The 23,855-nt window shown below is 72.4% G+C and carries 21 protein-coding genes and 1 pseudogene; 12 read left to right on the top strand and 10 right to left on the bottom strand.

The features are described 5' to 3' along the window. The first annotated feature begins 73 nt into the window (after positions 1 to 73). Entirely contained in the window at positions 74 to 1,201 is a 1,128-nt protein-coding gene (locus ABZO29_RS33690; protein WP_367323959.1) for a magnesium and cobalt transport protein CorA, read from the top strand. A 21-nt stretch (positions 1,202 to 1,222) separates the two neighbouring features. On the opposite strand, the gene ABZO29_RS33685 is transcribed toward ABZO29_RS33690, so the two are convergent. The 3 genes from ABZO29_RS33685 to ABZO29_RS33675 all read right to left on the bottom strand — a co-directional run bounded on the left by ABZO29_RS33685 (position 1,223) and on the right by ABZO29_RS33675 (position 2,701). After that, positions 1,223 to 1,651 (bottom strand): CBS domain-containing protein, encoded by a 429-nt coding sequence (locus tag ABZO29_RS33685; protein WP_367323958.1) that lies wholly within the window; start codon positions 1,649 to 1,651, stop codon positions 1,223 to 1,225. 131 nt (positions 1,652 to 1,782) lie between these two features. After that, positions 1,783 to 2,037 carry a pyridoxamine 5'-phosphate oxidase family protein gene (locus tag ABZO29_RS33680; RefSeq protein WP_367323957.1) on the bottom strand — a complete coding sequence of 85 codons (255 nt, stop codon included), beginning with the start codon at positions 2,035 to 2,037 and terminating at the stop codon, positions 1,783 to 1,785. Positions 2,038 to 2,059: 22 nt separating this feature from the next. Beyond that, positions 2,060 to 2,701 (bottom strand): uridine kinase, encoded by a 642-nt coding sequence (locus tag ABZO29_RS33675; RefSeq protein WP_367326318.1) that lies wholly within the window; start codon positions 2,699 to 2,701, stop codon positions 2,060 to 2,062. Positions 2,702 to 2,797: 96 nt separating this feature from the next. On the opposite strand from ABZO29_RS33675, the gene ABZO29_RS33670 reads away from it, so the two are divergent. From ABZO29_RS33670 to ABZO29_RS33660, 3 genes are all read left to right on the top strand, one after another. Beyond that, positions 2,798 to 3,499, top strand: a complete 702-nt coding sequence (locus ABZO29_RS33670) for a DUF2293 domain-containing protein (protein ID WP_367323956.1) — start codon at positions 2,798 to 2,800, stop codon at positions 3,497 to 3,499. 198 nt (positions 3,500 to 3,697) lie between these two features. Further along, positions 3,698 to 4,177, top strand: a complete 480-nt coding sequence (locus ABZO29_RS33665; protein WP_367323955.1) for a DUF1772 domain-containing protein — start codon at positions 3,698 to 3,700, stop codon at positions 4,175 to 4,177. A 167-nt stretch (positions 4,178 to 4,344) separates the two neighbouring features. After that, the gene (locus tag ABZO29_RS33660; protein WP_367323954.1) at positions 4,345 to 5,832 is read left to right on the top strand and encodes a glutamate synthase subunit beta; all 1,488 of its coding nucleotides are present in this window, start codon (positions 4,345 to 4,347) and stop codon (positions 5,830 to 5,832) included. A 240-nt stretch (positions 5,833 to 6,072) separates the two neighbouring features. Here ABZO29_RS33660 and ABZO29_RS33655 read toward each other — a convergent pair whose 3' ends face one another. Further along, a complete protein-coding gene (locus tag ABZO29_RS33655; protein ID WP_367323953.1) occupies positions 6,073 to 6,606 on the bottom strand; it encodes a carboxymuconolactone decarboxylase family protein in 534 nt (177 codons plus the stop codon). 47 nt (positions 6,607 to 6,653) lie between these two features. On the opposite strand from ABZO29_RS33655, the gene ABZO29_RS33650 reads away from it, so the two are divergent. From ABZO29_RS33650 to ABZO29_RS33635, 4 genes are all read left to right on the top strand, one after another. After that, positions 6,654 to 8,102, top strand: coding sequence for a PLP-dependent aminotransferase family protein (locus tag ABZO29_RS33650; RefSeq protein ID WP_367323952.1), 1,449 nt, complete (start codon positions 6,654 to 6,656; stop codon positions 8,100 to 8,102). A 333-nt stretch (positions 8,103 to 8,435) separates the two neighbouring features. After that, on the top strand, positions 8,436 to 10,619 hold the full coding sequence (locus ABZO29_RS33645) for a PEP/pyruvate-binding domain-containing protein (RefSeq protein ID WP_367323951.1): 2,184 nt from the start codon (positions 8,436 to 8,438) through the stop codon (positions 10,617 to 10,619). Further along, a complete protein-coding gene (locus ABZO29_RS33640; RefSeq protein ID WP_367323950.1) occupies positions 10,616 to 11,533 on the top strand; it encodes a hypothetical protein in 918 nt (305 codons plus the stop codon). Before ABZO29_RS33645 ends, ABZO29_RS33640 begins: the two co-directional genes overlap by 4 nt. A gap of 106 nt (positions 11,534 to 11,639) precedes the next feature. Continuing rightward, complete coding sequence (locus tag ABZO29_RS33635; RefSeq protein ID WP_367323949.1) at positions 11,640 to 12,344, top strand: dual specificity protein phosphatase family protein; 705 nt, start codon at positions 11,640 to 11,642, stop codon at positions 12,342 to 12,344. Between the two features lie 206 nt (positions 12,345 to 12,550). On the opposite strand, the gene ABZO29_RS33630 is transcribed toward ABZO29_RS33635, so the two are convergent. The 3 genes from ABZO29_RS33630 to ABZO29_RS33620 form a co-directional block, all read right to left on the bottom strand. Beyond that, positions 12,551 to 13,363, bottom strand: a complete 813-nt coding sequence (locus ABZO29_RS33630; RefSeq protein WP_367323948.1) for an SAM-dependent methyltransferase — start codon at positions 13,361 to 13,363, stop codon at positions 12,551 to 12,553. A gap of 92 nt (positions 13,364 to 13,455) precedes the next feature. Continuing rightward, positions 13,456 to 13,710, bottom strand: a complete 255-nt coding sequence (locus ABZO29_RS33625) for a DUF397 domain-containing protein (RefSeq protein WP_367323947.1) — start codon at positions 13,708 to 13,710, stop codon at positions 13,456 to 13,458. Further along, positions 13,711 to 14,571 (bottom strand): helix-turn-helix transcriptional regulator, encoded by an 861-nt coding sequence (locus ABZO29_RS33620; RefSeq protein ID WP_367323946.1) that lies wholly within the window; start codon positions 14,569 to 14,571, stop codon positions 13,711 to 13,713. A gap of 259 nt (positions 14,572 to 14,830) precedes the next feature. Between ABZO29_RS33620 and ABZO29_RS33615 the strand changes: the two are divergent. From ABZO29_RS33615 to ABZO29_RS33605, 3 genes and pseudogenes are all read left to right on the top strand, one after another. Further along, positions 14,831 to 15,412, top strand: a pseudogene (locus ABZO29_RS33615) (ATP-binding protein); the annotation flags it as partial. Positions 15,413 to 16,047: 635 nt separating this feature from the next. Further along, complete coding sequence (locus ABZO29_RS33610) at positions 16,048 to 16,455, top strand: hypothetical protein (RefSeq protein ID WP_367326317.1); 408 nt, start codon at positions 16,048 to 16,050, stop codon at positions 16,453 to 16,455. Between the two features lie 153 nt (positions 16,456 to 16,608). Beyond that, positions 16,609 to 18,552: an ABC transporter ATP-binding protein gene (locus ABZO29_RS33605; protein WP_367323945.1), complete on the top strand. Its 1,944-nt coding sequence runs from the start codon at positions 16,609 to 16,611 to the stop codon at positions 18,550 to 18,552. Positions 18,553 to 18,574: 22 nt separating this feature from the next. Here the strand turns inward: ABZO29_RS33605 and ABZO29_RS33600 are convergent, their stop codons facing one another. Together ABZO29_RS33600 and ABZO29_RS33595 are read right to left on the bottom strand one after the other, a co-directional pair. Then, complete coding sequence (locus ABZO29_RS33600; protein WP_367326440.1) at positions 18,575 to 18,748, bottom strand: hypothetical protein; 174 nt, start codon at positions 18,746 to 18,748, stop codon at positions 18,575 to 18,577. Between the two features lie 192 nt (positions 18,749 to 18,940). Continuing rightward, complete coding sequence (locus tag ABZO29_RS33595) at positions 18,941 to 20,293, bottom strand: amidohydrolase (protein ID WP_367323944.1); 1,353 nt, start codon at positions 20,291 to 20,293, stop codon at positions 18,941 to 18,943. 136 nt (positions 20,294 to 20,429) lie between these two features. Between ABZO29_RS33595 and ABZO29_RS33590 the strand changes: the two genes are divergently transcribed. After that, complete coding sequence (locus ABZO29_RS33590; protein WP_367323943.1) at positions 20,430 to 21,407, top strand: endonuclease/exonuclease/phosphatase family protein; 978 nt, start codon at positions 20,430 to 20,432, stop codon at positions 21,405 to 21,407. Between the two features lie 68 nt (positions 21,408 to 21,475). On the opposite strand, the gene ABZO29_RS33585 is transcribed toward ABZO29_RS33590, so the two are convergent. Next, complete coding sequence (locus tag ABZO29_RS33585) at positions 21,476 to 23,341, bottom strand: FUSC family protein (protein ID WP_367323942.1); 1,866 nt, start codon at positions 23,339 to 23,341, stop codon at positions 21,476 to 21,478. Positions 23,342 to 23,855: the final 514 nt, after the last annotated feature.

Raw genomic sequence — 23,855 nt, 5'->3', positions numbered from 1 at the left:
ACGCCGACCTGGCAAACTGGCGCGCCAGGGCGCAGAAATGCGGCGCGAGGGAGATCCACGCAAGGAGATCCAGATGACCATGGCAGGGAATCTGCGGAAGGTCACCGGCTTCGGCAAGGTCGGCGGTCTGCGCAACGTGGCACGGCTGGCCCGGCGGCGCCCGCGTGTCGACCTGAGCCACCCCGCCCGGTCCCCGCTGGGCTCGTCGGTGGTGAACTGCGTGAACTATCGGGACGGCATCCGGGCTCCGGCCGGCAGCGATCTCGTCGACACGGTGGAGCGGGTGCGCAAGAGCGGTCACGGTTTCGTGTGGCTCGGCCTGCACGAGCCGACCGATCAGGAGTTCGCGGGTATCGCCGAGCTCTTCGACCTGCATCCGCTGGCGGTCGAGGACGCGATCGAGGCCCATCAACGCCCCAAGGTGGAGCGGTACGGCGAGACGCTGTTCGCGGTCTTCAAGACCGTCTGCTACGTCGAGCACGAGGAACTCACCGCAACGAGCGAGGTGGTGAACACCGGCGAGATCATGGTGTTCGTCGGCCGCGACTTCGTGATCACGGTGCGGCACGGACGGCACGGCTCGCTCGGCCCGTTGCGCGAGGAGCTGGAGTCCGACCCCGGCCAGCTGGCCAAGGGGCCGTCGGCGGTGCTGCACGCGATCGCGGACCACGTGGTCGACGACTACCTCAACGTCATCGACGCGGTGCAGGCGGACATCGACCAGGTGGAGACGGACGTCTTCGCGGAGAACGGCGCACGGGCCGACCCCGGCCGCATCTACCAGCTCAAGCGCGAACTCCTCGAGCTGAAGCGGGCCGTGGTCCCGCTCGGCCGGCCGCTGCTGGAGCTCGCCGACCGGCCGGTGCCGGTGGTCGAACCGGAGATACAGGCCTACTTCCGTGACGTCTCCGACCACCTGCTGCGGGCCACGGAGCAGATCGCCGCCTTCGACGAACTGCTCAACTCGATCCTGCAGGCTCACCTGGCGCAGGTCACCGTCGCCCAGAACGAGGACATGCGGAAGATCACGGCGTGGGCCGCGGTGATCGCTGTTCCGACGATGGTCTGCGGGGTGTACGGCATGAACTTCGACCACATGCCGGAACTGCACTGGACCTTCGGCTATCCCCTGGTGATGGGCGTGATAGGCATAGCCTGCCTGACCCTGTACCGCGGTTTCCGGCGCAACGGCTGGCTCTGACGCCCCCGCTGAGCGAGACGTTCAGCGGGTCGGGCTCTGGGAGTAGACGCTCTCGGCCCAGGAGGCCATCTGACCCTCGGTCAGGTGCCGGGCCAGGTCCGACTCGCTGATCATGCCGACCAGGCGCTTGTTCTCGATCACGGGAAGCCGGCGGATCTGGTGCTCCTGCATCTCGTGGAGCACGTCGCCGACATCGGCGCTCGCGTCGATCCAGCGCGGGGTGCCCTGGGCCATCTCGCCCGCGGTGACCTCGGCGGGGTCGTGCCCCATGGCCACGCAGCCGACGACGATGTCGCGGTCGGTGAGGATGCCGCAGAGCCGTTCGTCCTGGTCGCTGATCGGCAGGGCTCCGACGTTGAGGTCGCGCATCAGCTGGGCGGCCCGGTCCAGGGTTTCGTGGGCGGGGATCCACTGGGCGCCGCGGTGCATGATGTCTCCGGCAGTGGTCATGGGTACCTCCCGGTGCCGGACGGCCGGCGCGGCGCGGGACGCACCGCTGCTCCCGGTGCACTTCATTCTCGTCCACGCCGCCCGGCAGACGCATCCGGAAGACGCCGAGGCCGGCGGCCCGCTCGGGGCCCTCAGGCCGAGAATCCCACGATCTTCCGCGGCACGACGCGGATGATCACCCGGATCTCGTCGTCCTGTGCCACGGATCTCGACCGAGGTGAGGGGTTGCCGAGGTCGAAGACCGACAGGCTGATACGGGGGTCACGGCGCAGGTTGCGCACCTTCTGGTGTCCGTCGGTGGAGGAGAAGAGCACGGTGTCGCCCTCGCGCTTGATCCAGACCACCGAGTTCTGCGGAGCGCCGTCGGGGCCGGTTGTCCGGATCACGCGGACCCACTGTCGGTCCGGTTCAGCCGCTCCATGCCGGATGGCGTGGATCGTCGGCTCGGACCAGCACGTCGGCTGTGCCGGCGGGGTCGGTCTCGCGCTCGTAGCGCTCCAGGGCGGGCAGGGTCCAGTGATCGGTTTCGGGAGTGCGACGGCGCAGTGCGCCCGGCGAGAGGAGGACGTGGACAGTGAGGTCGAAGGGGAACCAGTGGCGCAGCAGGAGGGGTCCGTGCAGCAACAGGAAGCCACCGGGCGGGAGTTGGACGTAGGAACTGCGGGTAGCGCGGTCGGCGACGGGGTCCCACAGGTCGGGCAGGATCCGCCCGTCGCCGCCGGCTTCGAGGGGTCCGAACACCTCGCGCCACAGGGCGCCGGTGTCGAACCAGCCGTTGTAGTAAGCCTCCACGTCCTGGTGGCCGTACTCCAGCCGCAGCGAGGCGGGCCGCAGGAAGCCGTGCGCGTCCACGGCCAGCGAGGGGCGGCCGCGAACGCGCAGTGCCTCACCGACGCGTTCGGCGAGGTCGCCGGGGCGGGCGGCCGGGGCGCCGTCGAAGGCGATGCGCGGCCAGGGGCTGCCGTCGGCCGGCTTCAGGTCGAGCAGCCGCTCGGCGAGGAGGTCGCCGAGCCGGTCCCAGGTGATCGCTTCGAGTCGCACACGGCCCATGATGCGCCGGCGCACGCTCCCGAGGTGAACCCGTCGGACGAGAGCACCTTCGGGGACGACGTGGTGCGTGGCCCTCCCGGCGGGAAGGAAGCCCGTATGGCAACGCTTGCAACTCCCTCGCCCCGCACCGGGCTTCTCGTCATCCAGCCGCTGAGGAGAAAGCACTGCGCCGGGTGCCGCCGCGGGCCGCTGTCGCTGCTCGTGCTCGAGGACGGGGCACCGCGGTGCCTCGACTGCGTGGATCTGGGGCATCTGGTGTTACTGCCGCGCGGGGACACGGCGCTGACGCGCAGGTCACGGGAGGAGAGTGCGCTGTCGGCGGTGGTCGTGCGGTTCAACCGTCGCAGGGGCCGGTACGAGCGGCAGGGCGTCCTCGTGGAGGAGGCGGCGCTCGCCCGGGCCGAGGAGCGGTGCCTGGCCGACGCCGAGGCACGGCGGCGGCGTCGGATGCGGGACGCCCGGCGGCGGGCGATACACGACGAGCGGTTCGCGCAGGCCTTCGCGGCGGAGATACGGCGGCTGTTTCCCGGGTGCCCGGCCGACCGGGCCGGTGCCATCGCCGCGCATGCCTCGGTGCGGGGCAGTGGGCGGGTGGGGCGGAGTGCGGCCGGGCGGGCGTTGTCCGAGGGGGCGGTGGTCTCGGCGGTCGTGGCATCCGTACGGCATCTGGACACGTCGTACGACAAGCTGCTGATGAGCGGGCTGCCGCGACACGAGGCGCGGCGGCGCATCGCAGGGGTTGTGGAGGCGGTGCTGCTGGAGTGGGGGCGGCAGGTGGGGATCGGCGCCACCGCGTGAGGCGCGGAGATCAGCGAGGAGCGGGCCGGGACCGGCGGCGCTGCGGAATCAGGGACAGGTCGAGCGCCGACGTGCCCCGGACGCACGCGTATACCCTCGCACCCCTCGGCCATCTTCACCGATCGCGTACGGGAATTCACTTGTGGTGAGGGACGGCGCCGGGCAGGATCCCGGCTCGACGTGGGAGTTGACGTTGACATGATCGATGGACCGTACTTCGTGCTGACGGTGCTGGGGGTGCTCGGGACCGGTCTGGTGGCCGGAGTCTTCTGCGGCTTCTCGACCTTCGTGATGCGCGGACTCGCCGCGCTGCCGCCCGCGCAGGGCGTCGCCGCGATGAACGCGATCAACGTGACCGCGGTGATGCCGGCGTTCATGCTCGTGTTCGCCGGTTCGGCGGTGCTGTGCGCGGTGATCGCGGTGGTGACGTTCGTGCTGTGGCCGGACGAGGGAAGGGTGGAGCTGCTGCTGGGCAGTGCGCTCTATCTGTTCGGCTCGTTCGGGGTGACCATGGTCGCGAACGTGCCCCGTAACGACGCACTGCTGAAGCTGGAGCCGGGCACTCCGGAGGCGGCCGCGTACTGGCCTTCGTACGTGCGCGAGTGGACGGCGTGGAACCACGTCCGCACGGTCGCCTCGGCCGCGGCGGCCGTCGCGTACGTGCTTGCCCTCACGTGAGGCGAGCCCCTCGGAGGGCGGCGGGAAAAAGACTGCGGAGAAAGCGCTGTCCCCCAGGCGACCGGGGGCTCGGCGCGTGTGGCCGATGGGACGTATCGTGGCCGGAAAGAGTGCCGCCCGATGACGCACGGCCCGTCACGACACACGCGCACGCAAGGGAGACGGCCATGGCCGATCCCAAGGGATTCATGACGACGCCCCGCCAGGACTGGCCCCGCCGGCCCGTCGAGGAGCGGGTGCGGGACTGGGACGAGGTGTACGTCCCGGGGGCGTTGCTGCCCATCATCAGCAAGCAGGCCGACCGCTGCATGGACTGCGGCATCCCGTTCTGCCACGAGGCCTGCCCACTCGGCAATCTGATCCCCGAGTGGAACGACCTGGTCTCCCGAGAGGACTGGCGCGCGGCGGCCGACCGGCTGCACGCCACGAACAACTTCCCCGAGTTCACCGGCCGGTTGTGTCCGGCGCCGTGCGAGGCCGGATGCGTGCTCGCCATCAACCAGCCGGCCGTCACCATCAAGAACGTCGAGTGCGCCATCGCCGACCGGGCCTGGGAGGAGGGTTTCGCCCCGCCGCGGCCGCCGGACCGGCTGTCCGGCAGGACGGTGGCGGTGATCGGCTCGGGCCCCGCGGGGCTGGCGGCGGCACAGCAGTTGACCCGGGCCGGGCACACCGTCGCGGTGTACGAGAAGGACGACCGGATCGGCGGGCTGATGCGGTACGGCATCCCCGCGTTCAAGATGGAGAAGCGGCATCTGGAGCGACGGATCGACCAGATGCGGGCCGAGGGGACCAAGTTCCGCACGTCGACGGCGGTCGGGCGGGACATCGGGGCCCCGGAGCTGCGGGCGCGCTACGACGCCGTGGTGATCTCCACGGGAGCCACGGCGTGGCGGGAACTTCCCGTGCCGGGCCGGGAGTTGTCCGGGATACATCAGGCGATGGAGTACCTGCCGCTGGCCAACCGGGTCTGCGAGGGGGACTTGGAGATGTCCCCGATGTCGGCCGCCGGGAAGCACGTGGTCATCGTCGGCGGCGGTGACACCGGGGCCGACTGCCTGGGGACCGCGGTGCGAGAGGGCGCCGCGTCCGTGACCCAGCTGGACATCTACGGGCGGCCGGAAGCGGAGCGCGACGAGGACACCGAGCCCTGGCCGACGTATCCGAAGATCTACCGGCTGTCGGGCGCGCACGAGGAGGCACGCGACCTGGGGACGGCGCCGGCGGCGGACGCGGACGCCCGGCTCTTCGCGGCGTCCACGCTCCGCTTCACCGGCGACGCGGACGGGCACGTCCGGTCGCTGCATCTGGTGGAGGTGGATGTGCAGCGGCGCCCGCTGCCGGGCACCGGCCGGACGCTCCCCGCCGACCTCGTACTGCTCGCCCTCGGCTTCTCCGGGCCCGACCGGGAGGACGGCCTCGTCGACCAGCTGGGACTGACGATGGAACCTCGCGGGACCATCGCCCGCGACGCCGGGTTCGCGACGAACGTCCCCGGAGTGTTCGCCGCTGGGGACGCCGCACGGGGGCAGTCGTTGATCGTGTGGGCGATCGCGGAGGGGCGTGCGGTGGCGGCGGCCGTCGACCGGTATCTGACGGGGACTTCGCGGCTGCCGTCGCCCATCGGGCCGTACGACCGGCCGATGGCCGTCTAGGCGAGGCGGTTCTCCACCCAGGGCGTGTCCGGCGGATCAGGTCGCAGGGAAGCAGCGTCTGTCTGTTCAGCGCAGGTGAGCGGGGCGAAGGGGGTGCCCCCGCGCGAGGTTGTTCGAGCGTGGGGGAGCGTCCAGCTGCAAGGCGGAGGAGGGCGTCGGCCCGAGCGCAGACGACCGACGACAACGCCGCAGATGTGCGTGCCACGCCCCGCGCCCGCGGCGTGATCCGCCGGACAGGCCCTAACGCCGCTCGTCCGTCCCCGCCACCTTCCCCGTCGCCAGCGCCACCCGGTTCCACGTGTTGATCGCGAGGATCAGGGCCAGCACCTGGGCCAGTTCCTGCTCGTCGAAGCGGGCCGCGGCCTCGGCGTAGACGCCGTCGGGGACACCGCCGTCGGCCACCAGCGTCACCGCCTCCGTGAGGGCGAGGGCGGCCTGTTCCTTCTCGGTGAAGAAGTGCCGGGCCTCGCGCCAGACGGGGACCATGTGCAGACGGTCCTCGCTCTCGCCGGCCTTGCGCGCGTCGTTCGTGTGCATGTGGAGGCAGTACGCGCAGTGGTTGAGGTGCGAGGCACGGATCTGGATCAGTTCGACGAGGGCCGGGTCGAGTCCTTCGCGGGCGGCGGCGTCGAAGCCGATGAGGGCGCGGAACGCCTTCCGCGCGGACTTCCCGAAGTCGAGGCGGGTCCGCCCGGCCTCCGCTGCGGCGATCGCCGCGGCGGGGTCGATGGCCTGGGCGTCGGCGGTCGCGATGTCGATCGTGTGCGTCGTCATGTGCTCCAAGCTACGGCCCGGAAAGACCCGCTGTAGAGTGCATTTCCATGCCGAAATCGTGGGTCAATTCCGCGGAGCGGATCGGCGCCGACCTGCATCTGGAGCTGTCCGGGACGGGTGGGCGGCGGGCCGCGCTCATCCGGGCGCTGCGGGAGGCCGTACGCGGTGGGCGGCTCGCGCCGGGCACCCGGCTGCCGCCGTACCGCTCGCTCGCCGCCGATCTCGGCGTCGCCCGCAACACGGTGGCCGACGCGTACGCGGAACTCGTCGCCGAGGGCTGGCTGACCGCTCGCCAGGGCTCGGGCACCCGGGTCGCGGAGCGCGCCGAACCCCTGCGCCACGCCGCGCGGGTGCCCGAAAGGACGCCTCCACGCGCGCGTGGCCCACGGCACGACCTTCGGCAGGGCACCCCGGACGCGTCGGCGTTCCCGCGCGCGGCCTGGCTGGCCTCCTACCGGCGGGCTCTCCAGCAGGCGCCCAACGAGGTGTTCGGGCCCGGTGACCCGGCCGGCCGCGTCGAACTGCGGGAGGCCCTCACCGAGTACCTGGCACGCGCGCGTGGCGTGCGCACCGAACCGGGCCGGATCGTGATCTGCTCCGGATTCGCGCACGCCCTGCGGCTGCTGTTCGGCCCAGGCGGAGCGAAGGGGCGCGGCGGGGGCGGGGTGTTGCGCGGCCCGCTGGCCGTGGAGTCGTACGGCCTGGGTTTCCATCGGGAACTGCTCGCCACCGCGGGCGTACACACCGTTCCGCTCCCCCTGGACGAACACGGCGCGCGGGTCGACCGGCTGACGCGCGAGCGGGCCGTGCTGCTCACGCCCGCGCACCAGTTCCCGACCGGCGGCCCGCTGCACGCCACGCGCCGCGCCGCGGTGATCGACTGGGCACGCGCGCGTGCCGGTGTGATTCTCGAGGACGACTACGACGGGGAGTTCCGCTACGACCGCAGGCCCGTGGGCGCGGTCCAGGGCCTCGACCCGGAGCGGGTGATCCACATCGGCTCGGTCAGCAAGAGCCTGTCGCCTGCGCTGCGGCTCGGCTGGATGGTCCTTCCCGAGCGGTACGTCGGCGACGTCCTCGCGGCCAAGGGCGAGCGGGAGGCGTGGGCGAGCGTCCTGGACCAGCTGAGCCTCGCCGACTTCATCGCCGGAGGGTCGTACGACCGCCATGTGCGGCGCATGCGGCAGCGGTACCGCAGCCGCCGGGACCGTCTCGTCACCGCGCTCGCCGCGCAGGCGCCGCACATCCGGGTCACCGGGATCGCGGCCGGCCTGCACGCGGTGCTGCGGCTGCCGTCCGGCACCGAGCGGTCCACGGTCGAGGCGGCGGCCCGTCAGGGCGTCGCCCTGGACGGCCTGGCCGCCTTCCGTCACCCGGAGTCACCGGCGACGGACATGCCGGCCCACGACGGAATCGTCGTGGGGTACGCGACACCCTCCGAGCACGCCTACGGGGCGGCCCTCGACGCGCTGTGCGGGGTGCTGCCGCCGGGGTGAAGGCGCCTGTCCGGCGTGGAGCTGCGGCACCCACGGGCGGATGAGCCACCCATGGCGCCTCCTGCCCCCGGAGGATCCGCTGCCGTGCTGCGGTCGCGGGAGCCACCCCGCGCGCCCTCCTCCCGCCTCAGGAGAACTCCCCGCACGCGTCCGAAAAGTGGCATACGGGCTTCATGGATCAGAACGGCGGTGGGACCATCGAAACAGGAGGCGTGCTGTCGTCGTACCCGGATCCGGGCCGGCAGCGGCTCGCCCCCATCCTTCGTTCCGCCGTCAGGCGCAGGGCCACCCCGCGCGTCCCCCCTGTTGGCGGTCGGTCCTGGAGGGTGCTCGATGACGACGCTCGACGAACGTCACGGAGAAGGTGCACGCGACGGGGAAGGCCGACAGGGCGAGGTGGCCCTCGGTCTGGTCCGGGCCCACGGCCCGGCCACCGTCTCGCTGGAACAGCCCGCCTCCGTGCTCCCCGAACTGGCAGGGTCCAAGGCCGCGAACCTCGCCCGCGCGGCCCGCGCCGGACTGCCGGTGCTCCCCGGCTTCGTGATCCCGTACCGAGGGGACGGTGACACGGTCGCCCTGCGGCGCGCCTGGCACGCCCTCTCCGAGGGCGGCGTCCGCCCTCTCGTCGTACGGTCCTCGTCGCCGCAGGAGGACACGGAGGAGTCGTCGCTGGCGGGCCAGTTCGCCTCCGTGCTCGACGTGCGCGACTGGCGTGCCTTCCGTACGGCGGTGCAGACGGTGCTCGACTCGGCGCGCCGGCCCGACGGGTCCGCGGTCCCCATGGCCGTGCTCGTCCAGCCGATGCTCACCGCGCGGGTCGGCGGGGTCATGTTCGGTGCCGACCCCGTCGCGGGGCGGGCCGACCGGATGCTGGTGAGCGCGGTGCGCGGGGGTCCGGACAGCCTGGTCAGCGGCGCACAGGCCGGGACCGACTACTGGCTGGGCGGGCACGGACGGCTGCTGCGTAAGGAGCCGGCGGAGGCCGGCCCGCTGCTCACGCGCTCCGAACTGGCCCGGCTGGCGCGGCTCGCGCGGCGCGCCCGGCGGGTCTTCGGCGGGCCGCAGGACATCGAGTTCGGGTTCGACGGGGACGGGCGGTTGTGGCTGTTCCAGAGCCGTCCGATCACAGCGATGGCGGCGCGGCCCGCGCGCGGGGCACGACTGCTTGGGCCCGGACCTGTCGCGGAGACGCTGCCGGGGCAGTTGGCGCCGCTGGAGGAGGACCTCTGGGTCGCGCCCCTGGCCCGTGGACTCGCCGCCGCGCTGGACATCGGGGGTACCGCACCCCGCCGGCTCCTGCGTACCGTGCCCGTGGTCACGACGGTCGGTGGGCGGGCCGCCGCCGACCTGCGCCTCCTCGGCGCGGTGCCGCCCCGGCGCCGGTGGCTCGCGCTGCTCAACCCGGCGCCGGGAGCACGCCGGCTCGGGGCGTCCTGGCGGCTGGGGCGGCTCACCACGGCGCTGCCCGGTCTGGCGACGGACCTCGCGGCGGACGTCGACCGCCACCTGGCGCAGACGCCGGCGCCCGCGGAACTCCCCTCTGACGCCCTGGCCGCGGAACTGCGCTGGACCCGTACGGTCCTCGTGTCCCTGCACGCCCAGGAGGCCCTCGCCGGTGCTCTGCTGCGGGAGCCACCGAAGAGCCGCACGGCGGCGGGCACGGCGCTGACCGTCCTGGCGGAGGCCCGCGCCCACGGGCTGCCCGACGACCGCGCCGTCGCCGCGGACCCGGTGGTCCTGGCCCTCACCGCACCGAGCCTGCGGGGCCGGGGCCCGCTGCCGCGGACGGTCCTGCCGAGCCGGGACAGCGGAGTACGTCCGGCTCCAGAGGCAACCACCGCACGCCCCGCCCCGCAGGCAACCACCGCACGCCCAGCACCGCAGGCAACCCGCGCACGCCTCACCCCACAAGCAACAGCTCCCCACCGCGCCCTCACAGCCCTTCTCCCGCCCCGCGAAGCCCTCCGTCTGCGCATCCGTTGGGTGCAGGAGCTGCAGGTCCGGCTGGTGCGGGAGGCGGCGTGGCGGTCGGGGATCGACGCGGAGCGCGCCGGGTTGCTGCGCTGGCGGGAGCTTGCCGCCCTCCTCGACGGCGGTGCACTGCCCGACGACCTCCACGCGCGCGTGCCGCAACCCGCATCGCCCCCGCTCCCGGACGCCTTCCGCCTCGCGGACGGCAAAGTGGTCGCCGAGCACGGCCGCGGCCGCGGCGACGGCGTGCGTGGCGTGTCCGGAGGGCGTGCCGTCGGGACCGTGTGGGACGGGACGGAACCCCGCCCCCGGGATCCGGTGCTCGTCGTGCGCACGCTGGACCCCGCGCTCGCCCCGCTGCTGCCCGGCCTCACCGGCCTGGTCGCCCAGACCGGCAGCCCGTTGTCCCACCTCGCGGTCCTGGCGAGGGAGTTCGGGCTCCCGGCGATCGTCGGCGCCACGGACGCCGTACGCCGCTTCCCGCCCGGCTCCAGCCTCACCGTCGACGGGACCACCGGTGACGTACAGCTGGGGGAGGCGCAATGAGGAAGATCGTATACGTCTTCGGAGGCCTGGCCGCCGCCGGGTCGGGCACGTATCTGGTCGTCTATCTGTACCGGTGGCAGTGGCAGCGGGCGGTGATCTGCGGAGTGCTGCTGCTCGTCGTCGAGGTGATGCTGTTCGGCGTGGTCGTGCTGGGGCGGCTGACCCGGATCGAGGAGCGGCTGCGCGACACGGACCGGCGGCAGCGGGAGCTGGCCGCCCGGCAGGAGGACGCGCTCGCGCGGGTGCGGCGGCCTCCCGTGGAACACGAGGGGGCCCGGTTCCGCTGGCTGGAGGACCCCGCGGACCGTACGTACGTCTTCGTGCCGGTGCTGATGGTCACGGGCGTCCTGCTGTCCGGGCTCGCCTGGGTGGTGCAGCGGATCGCGTCCGCGACGGCCAGACCGGCCGAGCGGCGGCTCGCCGGGCGGCTGGCCGTGCTCACCGCGCCCGACCCCTCGGCACACGACGACCTGGAGGACCTGCCGCCGCTCGGCGCCCGGCCCTCCCTGGGCCGTACCGCGCGCGTGACCACCGTCGGCGTCGTCGCCGTCGCCCTGCTGGGAGCACTGGTCGTGGGACTGGCCGATCTCACCCAGACCCGGGAGGAACGCAGGAACGACAGCGCGGCGACATCCGTGATCCTCAAGGTGGAGATGCGGGGCACGGACATGTCGGCCGGCCGGCGGTCCCTGGCCGCGCAGCAGGTGTGGGAACGCTGCCGGGACTCCACGTCCGTGCCGCTGCGCCACGCGGCCCTGGGAGACCTCGGCGACGGCCTGTTCGCGGGAGTCGTGCGGCCCCCGCTCACGGATCACGACCGCCTGCGGCTGCGCGGCTGCCTGGAGGACGCGACCCTCGAACGCGCCCATCTCACGGTGATCGGCATCGGCGACGCGGACACCGACGACGACTGAATCGGCCGTATGGTCCACGTAAACTGCCGTACACGGACAAGACGGCCAATAGGGACCCGGGTTACGATGCCAAGGCGCCCCCGTCCCCTAGTCCCCCGGGTCGCCCATGGCTGTCCTCACCGCAACTCTCCCTCGTCCTGCCCTGCGCAAGCGCCCTCTCCCGCGACGTGCGCTGCGCATCCTCATCGCACTGGTCGTGGGCTACGTGGTCCTCTGGGCCACGGGTGCCCTCGGCATCATGGCCCTGTCGTACTGGGTCCGGGAGGAGACCCCTGCGCCGCCGGGCACCCGCACCGTGCAGGGCGTCCACCACTTCCAGCCGGTGGACGGCGAGGGTCGGCTGTGGCGCGGTGCCGCGCCGTCTCCCGCGGGGTACCGGGCGCTGGCGGGCATGGGGTTCACCACGGTTGTCGACCTGCGCGCCGAGGACCTGAGCGCGGCCCAGCTCGCCGAACCCCGCGAGGCCGGGCTGAAGGTCGTGCGGCTGCCCATACGCGACGGCCAGACGCCGAAGCCCGAGCAGGTGCAGCGCTTCCTGAAGGTGGTCGCCCAGGCCTCCGGGCCGGTGTTCGTGCACTGCGGCGCGGGAGTCGGCCGTACGGGCACGATGGCGGCGGCGTATCTGGTGCAGAGCGGCGAGCAGTCGTCGGCGGCGGCGGTACGCCGCAACCTGGCGGTCGGACCGCCGTCGATCGAGCAGATCTATTACGGACTGCACCTCAGCACCGCCGAGGCCGAACAGCCGCCGCTCCCGGTGGTGGCCGTGAGCCGACTGGTGGACGCTCCACGGCGCATGATGTCCTGGTTCTGAGCCCGGCCCTGAGGACCGCCGGGGGCCACGGCTTGCGCGACACCCAGAACCGCCCGGGCCGCCCGGGGTCACGGCTTGCGCGACGCCCACGACCGCCCGGGGACCACGGCTTGCGCAACTCCCAGGACCGCCGGGGGCCACGGCATGCGCAACTCCCACGACCGCCCTGGGGCCACGGCATGCGCAACCCCCACGACCGGCCGGGGTCACGGCTTGCGCGCCACCGCCCCGTAGCCCGGGATGACCCCGTCGTCCTGCCCGGGGACCGGCTCGCCCAGCTCCGGATGCCACTCGTGGACCACCGCGACCCCGGGGTCGACGAGTTCGAGCCCGTCGAAGAACCGGCTGAACTCGTCGCGGGAACGCAGCGCCAGCGTGACGCCCGCGGCCCTGAGCTTGTCCGTTGCCGCCGCCGACTCCTCCGGGGTGAAGTCGGCGGTGGCGTGGGTCATCACCAGGTAGCTGCCGGAAGGGAGTTCGGCCAGCAGCCGGCGAACGAGGTCGTGCGCACCGTCCTCGTCGGAGACGAAGTGCAGCAGCGCGACCAGGGACAGGGCCATGGGCCGGGTGAAGTCCAGGACCTTGCCGGCCCCTTCCACGATCGTGGCCGGATCCCGTACGTCGGCCTGAAGGTACTCCGTCATGCCCTCGGGCGTGCTGCGCAGCAGGGCCGCCGCGTGGGCCAGCACGATCGGGTCGTTGTCGCAGTAGACGACGCGGGCCTCGGGCGCGACCTGCTGGGCGATCTGGTGCAGGTTCGGCTCGGTGGGGATGCCGGTGCCGATGTCCAGGAACTGCCGTATGCCGTTGCGGGCCAGCCAGCGCGTGGACCGGTGCATGAAGGCACGGTTGACTCGTGCCATCACCGGCACACGCGGGTCGAGGGCGAGCATCTGGCGGCCCATGGCCTCGTCGACGGGGTAGTTGTCCTTGCCGCCCAGATACCAGTCGTACATCCGCGCGGGATGCGGATTACTCGTGTCGATCTTGAGGGGTGCGGTGGGGTCCTGCCCGGTCATGAGGCACTCCATAAGGGTCTGCAGCAATTAATGATCAACTTGGTGCCAAGGTAGGAGATCTGACGGAACTTCATGGACTGAACAACAAAGCTTCAGGACAACAGGAAGTCAGCCTCCCCCGCCTTCGCTCCCTCGATGAAGGCCGTCATCTCGTCACTGGTGTAGATCAGAGCCGGACCGTCGGGGTCGGTCGACTGACGGACGGCGATCCGGCCGTCGGCGAGCTTCATCGCCTCCAGGCAGTTCCCGCCGTTGCCGCCGCTCCACGGCTTGTGCCAGCCTTCGCTGCCCAAGTCCCGCGCGGGCATGCCGTTGTAGACGCGTTTGCGCGGCTTGATGCGATCCATTCACAACTCCTTGCGGAGATCCCGGAGGATCTCCTTCGTGCGATGTGCTGTAGCGGCCTGCGCCGCCATGCGGTCCATGACCTCGAGGTGGGTCGCCACCTCGGAACGCGCGTCCAGGTAGACGGCGCCGGTCAGGTACTCGCTGTAGACCATGTCCGGTAGCTCCGGCATGGCGAATCGGAACAGCACGAAGGGCCCGTACGTGCCGGGGTGCGGCCCGTTGGCGAAGGGGACGACCTGCAGCGTCACATTGGGCAGCTTCGCGGCCTCGAGCAGTTTGTCGACCTGGTCGCGCATCACCTCCGGACCGCCGACCGGGCGGCGCAGCACCGTCTCGTCCATGACGACCCACAGCCGGGGCGCGTCCTGACGGGTGAGCAGATCCTGGCGTTGCATGCGCAGCGCGACATGGCGCTCGATGTCCTCGGGGCTCGTCTGGCCGACGGCGCCCGACCGCAGGACTCCGCGCGCGTAGTCCTCGGTCTGCAACAGGCCCGGGACGAAGTGCGGTTCGTACTGGCGGATGAGGGCGGCCGCGCCCTCGAGGCTGACGTGCATCGAGAACCAGCCGGGGAGGACGTCGTGGAAGCGCTGCCACCACCCGGGCCGGTTGGCCTCCTCGGCCAGCTGGACGAACCCGTCGGTCTCCTCGTCGGAGACGCCGTAGGCCTTCAGCAGCAGCTGGAGGTACGGGATTTTGAGCGCGACCTCGGCCATCTCCATGCGGCGGACCGTGGCGGGGGCGACGCGGAGGATGCGGGCGGCCTCCTCGCGCTTCAGTCCGGCGCGCTCCCGCAGGTCCAGCAGACGCCGGCCGAGGATGACCTGTCCGACCGTCGGCGCGGACCGCGGTTCGCTCACACTTCACCTCCACGAAGAGCCCTCAAATTCCGGTCTCCCCAAGGCTCCGAGGCCCGGTCGGTCCGGCGACGAAAAGAATCCTGATAGCCCTACGGCGCCATTCGAAGACCCATTCGAAGATCTGTGCGGATCTCCGGTGATCCCAACTGGCGCCGCTCGACATGCTGTTGCGAGCAGTGTGCCACGGCGTTCCACCGCGTCACACAGCACTCTGCATTTTTCAGAGTGACACTTGCCAAGTGTTCACGGCGGGGCGATAGTGGCAAGCGTGATTCCGTCCGCGCCCTTAGGAACAGACGCCGCCGCAGGCCGCCCCATCGGTTTCGGCGCCAGCGCGGGAGCGGTTCCCGAACGGGCCGCTGCCGAGCGCCGGTTCCGTTTCGAGCTGGCCGCACATCCGGGTTCCCCCGCGCAGGCCAGACGTCTGACACGGGCGCGACTGTCCGGCTGGTCGGTGTGCGAGGACACCTGCGACACGGCGGCTCTGGTCATATCCGAGCTCGTGACCAACGCGATCGTGCACACCGCGAGCAATGTCGTAGTCGTCGAACTGCACGACGGCGACGACCTGGTGCGCATAGCCGTGCGCGACGAGGGCTGCGCACCGGGTGAGCCCCATCCGTCGCCGCAGCGGCCCGAGGAGGAGCACGGGAGGGGACTGCTCCTCGTCGACGCCCTGTGTCACTCCTGGGGCGCACAGGAGCACGGGCCGGGACTGCTGGTCTGGGCCGAGCTGGCGCGCCAGGCCACGGCCCCCCTCGATCCCGCCGAGCCCTGCAACGACCTGGGCTGGGGCGCCCGCCCCAGGCCGGGCCGCCCGGCCGACGGCACGGGGGACGAGGACGGGACGACCGGGCATGCGTACCGGAGCCCGGCCGGCGAAGCCGAAGACGAGGCCTCCGGACACACGCACCGGAACGCGGCGGATGAAGTCGCGACCACCGGGCACGCGCACCGGAACGCGGCGGACGAAGACGCGACCACCGGACAGACGCCTCGGAACACGGCCACCGAACACGAGACCACCGGGCACGCGCACCGGATCCCGGTCGGCGAAGGCCGGGCCACCGGGCAGACGCCTCGGAGCACGGCCGACGAAGGCGCGACCACCGGACAGACGCACCAGAACCCGGCCGACGAAGGCCGGGCCACCGGGCAGACGCCTCGGAGCACGGCCGACGAAGACGCGACCACCGGGCACGCGCACCGAAACACGGCCGACGAAGACGAGACCACCGGACACCCGCACCGAATCACGGCCGACGAACACGAACCAACCGGACGAACACACCCGAACCCGGCCGAAGCTGCCGGAACGATTCCCCCTGCGCGCCGCGGGCACCCGGCCGACGCCCCCGGCCTGATCCCCCACCCGCACCACCACCGGACGGGGCCCGTGGGGATCCCGTCGCTCGGGCGAATCCAGGACTGGGGAAGGGCGTGAGCGCCGCTTCCGGCAGGGGTCTGGTGCTCAGCATGGACACGCTCGTCCGTACGAGGCGCGGGCTGCGCACGCCTGAGGCGGCTCCCCGTCGGCTGGCCGTGCCCGACGGCATGAGGGCGCCTCTGGGCTGCGACGCGGTGGCCACGCCCGCCGAGCTGGGTCCGCTTGTCATGCCCAGGCTGCCACGGGTGGGGTGCGTCTACGCCGACGAGGCGCACTGGTGGTGGATCGTCCCCTCGGACTCCGACTACGCCCTGCCGTGGCCCTCCCCCTCGCGGTATGCCACCGGCGCGCTCGTCCCGGGCTCCCCGCACGCCACGCCGGGCCTCATCCACAGGCCGGACGGCACGCTTCCGTACACCCCGCCGATCCCGCTCTACCTGACCCTGTGCCGGCTGACGGGGACGACACCGACGTGGTCGCGGCCCATCAGCGCGTGATCCGCCTTCCGCGGGGGGCCTGCTGATCCCGGTGTGGCACGCACCCGACCCGGCGTACGCCCGCGCGCTCGCCACATCCCTCCATGCGCCCTCCCCTGACCGGGGCCGCCCCGCGATAGTGGGCCGTCGTCCACGATCGGGGGAGGTCGTACGGTGGCGAAGAAGCGCGAGGCCGGCAAGCCCGAGGTGTCCGAGTCGGAGCGGCTGCTCTTCGGCGGCCCGCTGCGCTACGACATGGGCTGGAACCAGCACGCGGACGCGTTCCTGGAGCTGAACTTCCGCGCCATGCTGACCCGGCTGCCCTCGCTGCTCGCGTCCAGCTTCCGGCTCGCCTGGCAGGCCGACCGGCGTGCCGCGCGCGTAGTGCTGGCCGCGGAGGCGGGTCGGGGCGTGGCGCAGGCGGTGAGCCTGCTCGCGGTGAACAGTGTGCTGGCCCGGCTGATGACCGGCGGCTCGATCGAGGACCGGCTGCGCGGCGCGGCCCCCGCGCTGATCACCGTGGCCGCCGTGATGTTCGTCGCGACGCTGCTGAGGGCCGCGTCGACGTACGCCACCGGCCGCCTGGAGCCCAAGGTCGAGCGGGTGGCGACGGAGCGGTATCTGGAGCGGGCGGCAACGGTGGAGCTGGCCGCGATCGAGGACCACGCGTTCCACAAGCTGCTGGACACCGCGCAGTACGGTGCCTCCTCCGCCCGGCGCATGATCGCGCACGCCACGCGCCTGGTGAACGGGATGATCTCCCTGATCGCCGCCGCGAGTGTGCTGACCGTGCTGCACCCGGCCCTGCTCCCGCTGCTGGTGACGATGACGCTGCCGAGCGCGTGGAGCGCGCTGACGAACGCGCGCCGCCGCTACGAGTCCTTCCACACGTGGGTGCAGCACGCCCGCGCCGGCTACCTGCTCAGCGGCCTGCTCACAGAACCGGCGGCCGCCCCGGAGATCCGGCTGCACGGGGTCGGCCCCTTCCTGCTGCGCCACTTCCGCGCGATGTCGGAGACAGCGGAGGCTGAGCAGGCCCGCCTGGCCCGGCTCGCCGCCCGTACGGGCCTGATCGCGGCGGCCTGGACGGGCATCGCGACGGTGGCGACGTACGCGACGCTGGGCGGGTTGCTGGTCTCCGGGATGATGGGGCTGTCCGTGGCGGGGACGGCGGTGATCGCGATCCGCACCGGCTCGGCAAGCCTGGACACCCTCGTCCTGGAGGTCAACGCCCTGCACGAGGAGGCCCTGTTCGTGGGCGATCTGCAGCGGCTGTACAAGGAGGCTGCCGAGCGGGCCATCCCGGTCGGCGGGGCCGCCCTTCCGGAGGATCCGCGGGAGATCCGCTTCGAGAACGTCACGTTCAGCTACCCGGGTGACGCGGCCCGTCCAGCGCTGGACGACGTCACCCTCACCCTGCCGCTCGGACGGATCGTCGCGCTGGTAGGAGAGAACGGTTCGGGCAAGACGACCCTGGTCAAGCTGCTCGCCGGACTGTACAAACCGGACCACGGCCGGATCCTGTGGGACCACGTGGACGCGGCGACCGCGGACCGGCACCAGCTGGCCGAACGCATCGCGATGGTCGCGCAGGACTTCAAACGCTGGCCGTTCACGGCCCGGGTGAACGTCGCCGTCGGCCGCTCCTCGGCGCCGCTGACCGAGGAGCGCCTGGCCTCGGCGGTCGCCGAGGCGGGTGCGGAGGAGGTGGTCGCGGACCTGCCACGCGGCCTGGACACGCTGCTCGCCCGCAACTTCAGTGGCGGGCACGAGCTGTCCGGCGGTCAGTGGCAGCGGCTCGGCATCGCCCGGGCCGCATACCGGCGCGGGCGCATCCTGATCGTGGACGAGCCGACGGCGGCGCTGGACGCGCGGGCCGAGCTGGAGGTCTTCGAGAAGATCCGGGCCCTGGCCGGCACCGGGCAGACGGTCGTCCTCATCACCCACCGGCTGGCGTCCGTGCGCCACGCGGACCTGGTACACGTCCTCGAGGAGGGCCGGCTCGTGGAGTCCGGGACGCCGGACGAGCTGCTGGCGACCGGGGGGATCTACGCGGAGCTGTACTCGCTTCAGGCGGATCAGTTCACGACGAAACTGCCCGCCCCGAAGGCGGGCTGAGTCGTCTCCTGCGCCAGGACGGTCACTCCGTGACGTCGCCGCCCCGGACGATCACCAGGAACGTGTCGGTCGCGAGGTCCATGACAACCTCGGCCGCCAGTCCCTCCTGACGCCGCGCGTGCGCGAACTCCTCCGCCGGCCACGATCCACGCGGCCCGCCTGCGGGAAAGCGTTCGAGCACTGTTCGCCCGTTCACCACCCTGCACCTCCAGAAAGCGTCGTACTTGTAGGAGTTAACGCCTTCCCCGGGCCAAACGCCTCGGTCAGTGACGCGACTGAGACGTAGTTGACACTCGTTCACTGCGGACCGTGATGATTCGGTCACGTGGCGAACATCAGGCGCACCATCCGTGTCAGAAGTCGCACTCATCGTGATCACGGAGCCGGCTCAGGTGTCGTACTCCTGGATGCGTCGGCCGTGGCTCCGGTCCAGGAGGGCAGGCATGCGCTCCCCCAGTTCCCGCACCACCGCGGGGACGTCGAGCGTGAGCAGCTCGCGGTCGCGCATGAGGATCCGCCCGTCGACGATCGTCGTGCGGATGTCGGAGGAGCGGGCGCTGTGGACGAGGGTCGCCGCGAGGTCGTGGACGGGTTGGGTGTGCGGCCCGGTGAGGTCGACGAGGACGATGTCGGCCCGCCGGCCGGGCGCGATGCTGCCGAGGCGGTCGCCCTGTCCGACGGCCCGCGCGCTCTGGAGGGTGGCGTGGTGCAGGGCGTCCCGGGACGTGAGCCGGCGTGGGTCGCCGGTGGTCGACTTCTGGACGAGGGCGGTGAGCGCCATCGACTCCCACACGTCGAGGGAGTTGTTGGAGGCGGCGCCGTCGGTGGCGAGTCCCACCGGGATGCCGAGGTCGCGCAGGGCCTGGACCGGGGTGGTGCTCGGCCAGGCGAACTTGAGGTAGCCGCGGGGCGCGGTCGCGACGGCCGTACGACCGCCCGCTCGCTCCAGGACGGGCAGGTCTCGGTCGAGGATGCCGGTGCCGTGGGCGATGAGGGTGTCGGTGTCGAGGAGTCCGGTGCGCTCGAGTACCTCGACGGGTGTGACGCCGTGCCGGGCGAGGCTGGTCTCGGCCTGGTCGCGGTTCTCGGAGGCGTGGATGTGCACCGGGAGGCCGTGGTCGCGGGCGAGTTCGGCGGTGGCGGCGAGGTCGGCGTCGGTGACGGTGTAAGGGGCGTGCGGGGCGAGGGCGGTGGTGATGCGGCCGCCTGCGCCCCCGCGGTGCCGCAGCGCGAACTCCAGTGAGTTCTCCCGCCCTTGCTGCCCCTGCGAGGAGAAGTACGCCTCCCCGAGGTGGGCGCGGATCCCGCACTCGGCGACGACGGCGGCGACCGCGTCCATGGCGAAGTAGTGGTCGGCGAAACAGGTGACGCCGCCGCGGATCATCTCGGCGCAGGCGAGCCGGGCGCCCAACTCGACGTCCTTCTCGGTGAGGTTGGACTCGACGGGCCACACGACGTCGTTGAACCACTCCTCGGTGGGCAGGTCCTCGGCGATGCCGCGCAGGGCGACCATCGGGGCGTGGGTATGACAGTTGATCAGGCCCGGCATCGCGACCTGGCCGCGGGCGTCGATGCGTTCGGCGGCGGGCAGCCCCTCGGCCTCCGCGCTGCTCACCACCGCCTCGACGGCCCCGTCCCGTACGACGATCGCGGCATCCTCCGCGAACCCGATCCGCTCATGATCGTCGTGCGTGAGCACCGTGCACCGGGTGATGATGAGACCGGCGGGAGAAGGCGTCATGCAGGCACCGTACGACGCCGTCGTGCCCTCGCAGGGGGTGAACCGCGCATCCCGTCGCCGCCCTGTCCCGGCGGCGCGGGCGCGTGCACCCTGGCCTCACCACCGCCCGTCGCACGGCTTCTGGAAGGGGCCCGACATGCTCGTCGGTACGTGGAATCTCGAGAATCTGATGCTGCCGGACAGCGGCGACGGCGCCCCCAGGACCGAAGCCGAGTACGAGGCGAAGGTGGAGGCCCTCGCCTCCGTGATCACCGCGCTCGACCCGGCGCTGCTGGGCGTCCAGGAGGTCAAGCAGGAAGAGGCGCTGCACGATCTGGTCAAGGCGGTGGGCGGGGAGTGGCACACGGCGCTCTCCGAGCACGCCGACCGCCGGGGCATCCGCGTCGGCTTCCTCAGCCGGCGGGAGTTGCGGGTGAGGCACGACGTGACCGCGTTCGCGCCCGGGCTGGACCCCGTGCAGACCCTCGACGGCCAGAACCCCGAGGACAAGGAGAAGGAGACGAGCCGCGGCTTGCTGGCGGTGGAGACCGACGGTGACCACGGACCTCTGCATGTGGCCGTCGCCCACCTCAAGTCGAAGCTGCTGTCGTACCCGAACAAGCGCTTCCAGCCACTCGACGAGGCCGAACGGGCCCGCTTCGGCGCGTACGCCCTCTACCGGCGGGCCGCTGAGGCGGCGACTCTGCGCATCCTCGCGGACAAGCTGCTCGCGGGGGACGGGCGGGAGCGGGACGTGATGGTCCTCGGCGACATGAACGACGTGGTGTACGCCGCGACCACGCAGATCCTGGTCGGGCCGCCCGGGTCCACGCTCGAGGAGCAGGACAAACACGCCTTCGAGACGCCGGACAAGGGAGACGCGGCGCGGCTGTGGAACGTCGCCCCGCGGATCCCCGCCGATCGGCGCTTCTCGCGCGTCAGTTTCAAGCGCGCGGAGCTGATCGACCACATACTGACCAGCCACCGGCTGGTCCACCGCATCACGCAGGCGGGGACGGGCCTGCCCGACCGGCAGGACGAAGCCCTCGACCTTCCGTCGGTGGGCGAGGACCCCGCGGGCCGGGTCGGAACACCGGGCTCGGACCACGCGCCGGTGTGGATACGGATCGGCTGACGCGGCCTGACCTGACTTCCCTGACCTGACTTCCCTGCCCTGACTTCCCTGCCCTGACTTCCCCTGCCCTAGACGGCGATGGGCAGGCCGGGGATCTCGCGAGCCCGTAGTCCCACCCGCTCCCGCCGCGTGGCCAGTTCGTCCAGGAGTTCGGTGAGCCGCTCGGTGTGCCGGGCGGTCAGCCGGCCGGTGTCGTCGAGGTGGACGGCGCATGCGGTCGTGGTGTCGACGAGCCGTTCGAGGAGGGCCGCGACCTCGTCGGTGCCCTCGGTGTGCCGGGCGAGGGCGGGCAGTTCGGCGGCGGCGAGGGCGATGGCGGTGCGGGCCTCGGCGAGGGTGCGGTAGGCCTCGCGGCGCAGGGTCCAGCGGGCGGCGCGGTCGTCGGACTCGCTGAGGACGTGCACGAGATAGGCGTGTGCGGCGCTGCCCGCGCCGGCCAGCCTGGCCCGCACGCCCCCGCCCCGCTCCCCCGGCATCGGCAGGTGCCCGACGACCAGGACGATGGCGCAGGCGAGCAGCGTCTCCCCGATCCGGCTGGCGGAGGCCTGGGGCTCCCCGCCCACCATCACGAGGGCGAGGACGAGCACGGTGACGACGGCGGTCTGCGCGGCGAAGTGTCGGGTGGCCGCGGGGATGAGGGCACCACTGACCGCGACGAGCGCGATCAGCCCTTCCGGCCGGGGCAGCACGGCGGCGAACCCGGCGAAGAGGAGCGCTCCGAGGACGGTCCCCGCGGCACGGCACAGGACACGGGACGCGAGCGGCCCGAGGTCGGGCTTGACGAGGAAGACGGCGGTGGCGGGCAGCCAGTACCAGTGGGCGTGCTGTCCGTACCAGTGCGAGTGGTACTGGGCCTGCGCGAAGGCGGCGCTGGCCCCGAAGCAGAGGGCGACCCGGATCCCGTACTCGCGCCCGCCGGCCCCGAAGGCGGTGCGGAACAGGTCCCCTGCGGTACGCGGACGTGTGTGCAGATCGCCGCCCTCGCCCTGGTCGAAGGCCTCGGCGGCGCGCAGCAGGGCGTCGTCGAGGGCGCGCAGGGCGGGCGCCGACCGGTGAGGCGCGGGCAGCGGCCCGGTGTGCGTGCCGCCGCGCAGGGCGGCGGCGAGCCGCCGGGGCCCTTCGGAGGCCCGCCCGGTCACGGCCTCCCCCGCCCAGGCGAGCGCGGTCGCCGCCTCGGCGAGGGGCAGCGCGGCGGCGTACTGCGCATGCAGCCGCCGCTCGGCCGCGGAGCTGGCGTACCGCCGCAGCCGGGGCCCGGCGAGGGCGTCCTGTGCGTGGTCGAGGGCGGCGGTGAGCGCGGCGCGCCGGACGGTGGCGTGCTCGGTGCCTACGGCGTCGAGCAGGTCCGCGACGGCGTCGTACACGCCGGCCACCGCGTCCCGCTCCCCGTCGAACCGGAAGTCACCGGCGAGCGCACCGGGCGTGGGCAGCACGAGCCTCAGCGCGAGCAGCCATCCGGCTCCCACGAGGAAGGCGAGCGCCCGCTGCCACCCGGGCGCGGGCAGGGGCATGCCGGCACCGATGGCGGAGGCGACGAGCAGTTGCGTGGCCGCGCCGGAGGCAACGGGCCCGATGGCGCTGATGCCTCCCGCGACGAGCCCGAGCCCGGTCAGGACGAAGGTCAACGCGACGGCACCGACGTGGTCCCCTGCGTACGTCCCGATCAGCAGCCCCAGCGATCCGGCCAGCGCGGGCACACCGAGACGCCTGACCGAGGCCCGTCGGCTGCCGGGCCGGTCGTTGATCCCGGCGAGCATCGCGGCGATGGCGGCCACGACGCCGAGGGAGATACGGCCGGACACCAAGGCTGCGACCAGCAGCGGACCGCTCGCCAACGCCCCTCTGACCACCGCGTTCCAGGGCACGGGTCCCCGCTGGGTACGCAGGGTGTGGGCGAGCCAGGGCGGCAGGGCGAGGGTGACGCGGCGGGACACAAGGCTCCTGTCGGAGAGGGCGGGGTGGGCCTTCGGGCGACGGTGGCCGGGCTGTGGTGTCCACGGTAGGGCGGGGTCTTGGAGGGAATGGGGCGGTTGCGTTTCCGGGGCGTGACAATTCGCCTGAAACCCGCGTTCTTTATGAACGCAATTCCCGTCGGGCGGCGGCGGGGACGAAAGCGGGAGTCGCGGGAACGAAAGCGGGACCGGGGGCGTAGCCTGCCCCCGGCCCCTGTGGAGCCGCCCATGTCGCACGCCGGCACGCTTGAGAACCCAGGTCAGTCATGATGTCGTCGCGTCCTGCCTTTGGACCACCGCACATCGAGCTGCGCGGGCCGGACTTGAACCGGCATTTCGACGTACTGGGGCCCGGGCCCGGTCGATCCGGCGATCGGCGGCGAATGCTGAGTCTGGAGCGAGAGTCTGAGATTGATCGCGGTCTGCCTCTGCCGGATTGGGCTACCGCGGCACGGTGTGTGATGACGTTTTGATGCCGCGGGGAGGATTCGAACCT

It is taken from the genome of Streptomyces sp. HUAS ZL42, from assembly GCF_040782645.1.
Lineage (GTDB): Bacteria > Actinomycetota > Actinomycetes > Streptomycetales > Streptomycetaceae > Streptomyces.
The sequence above is the reverse complement of the archived record's forward strand: the minus strand, read 5'-3'. Positions and strand labels throughout refer to the sequence as shown.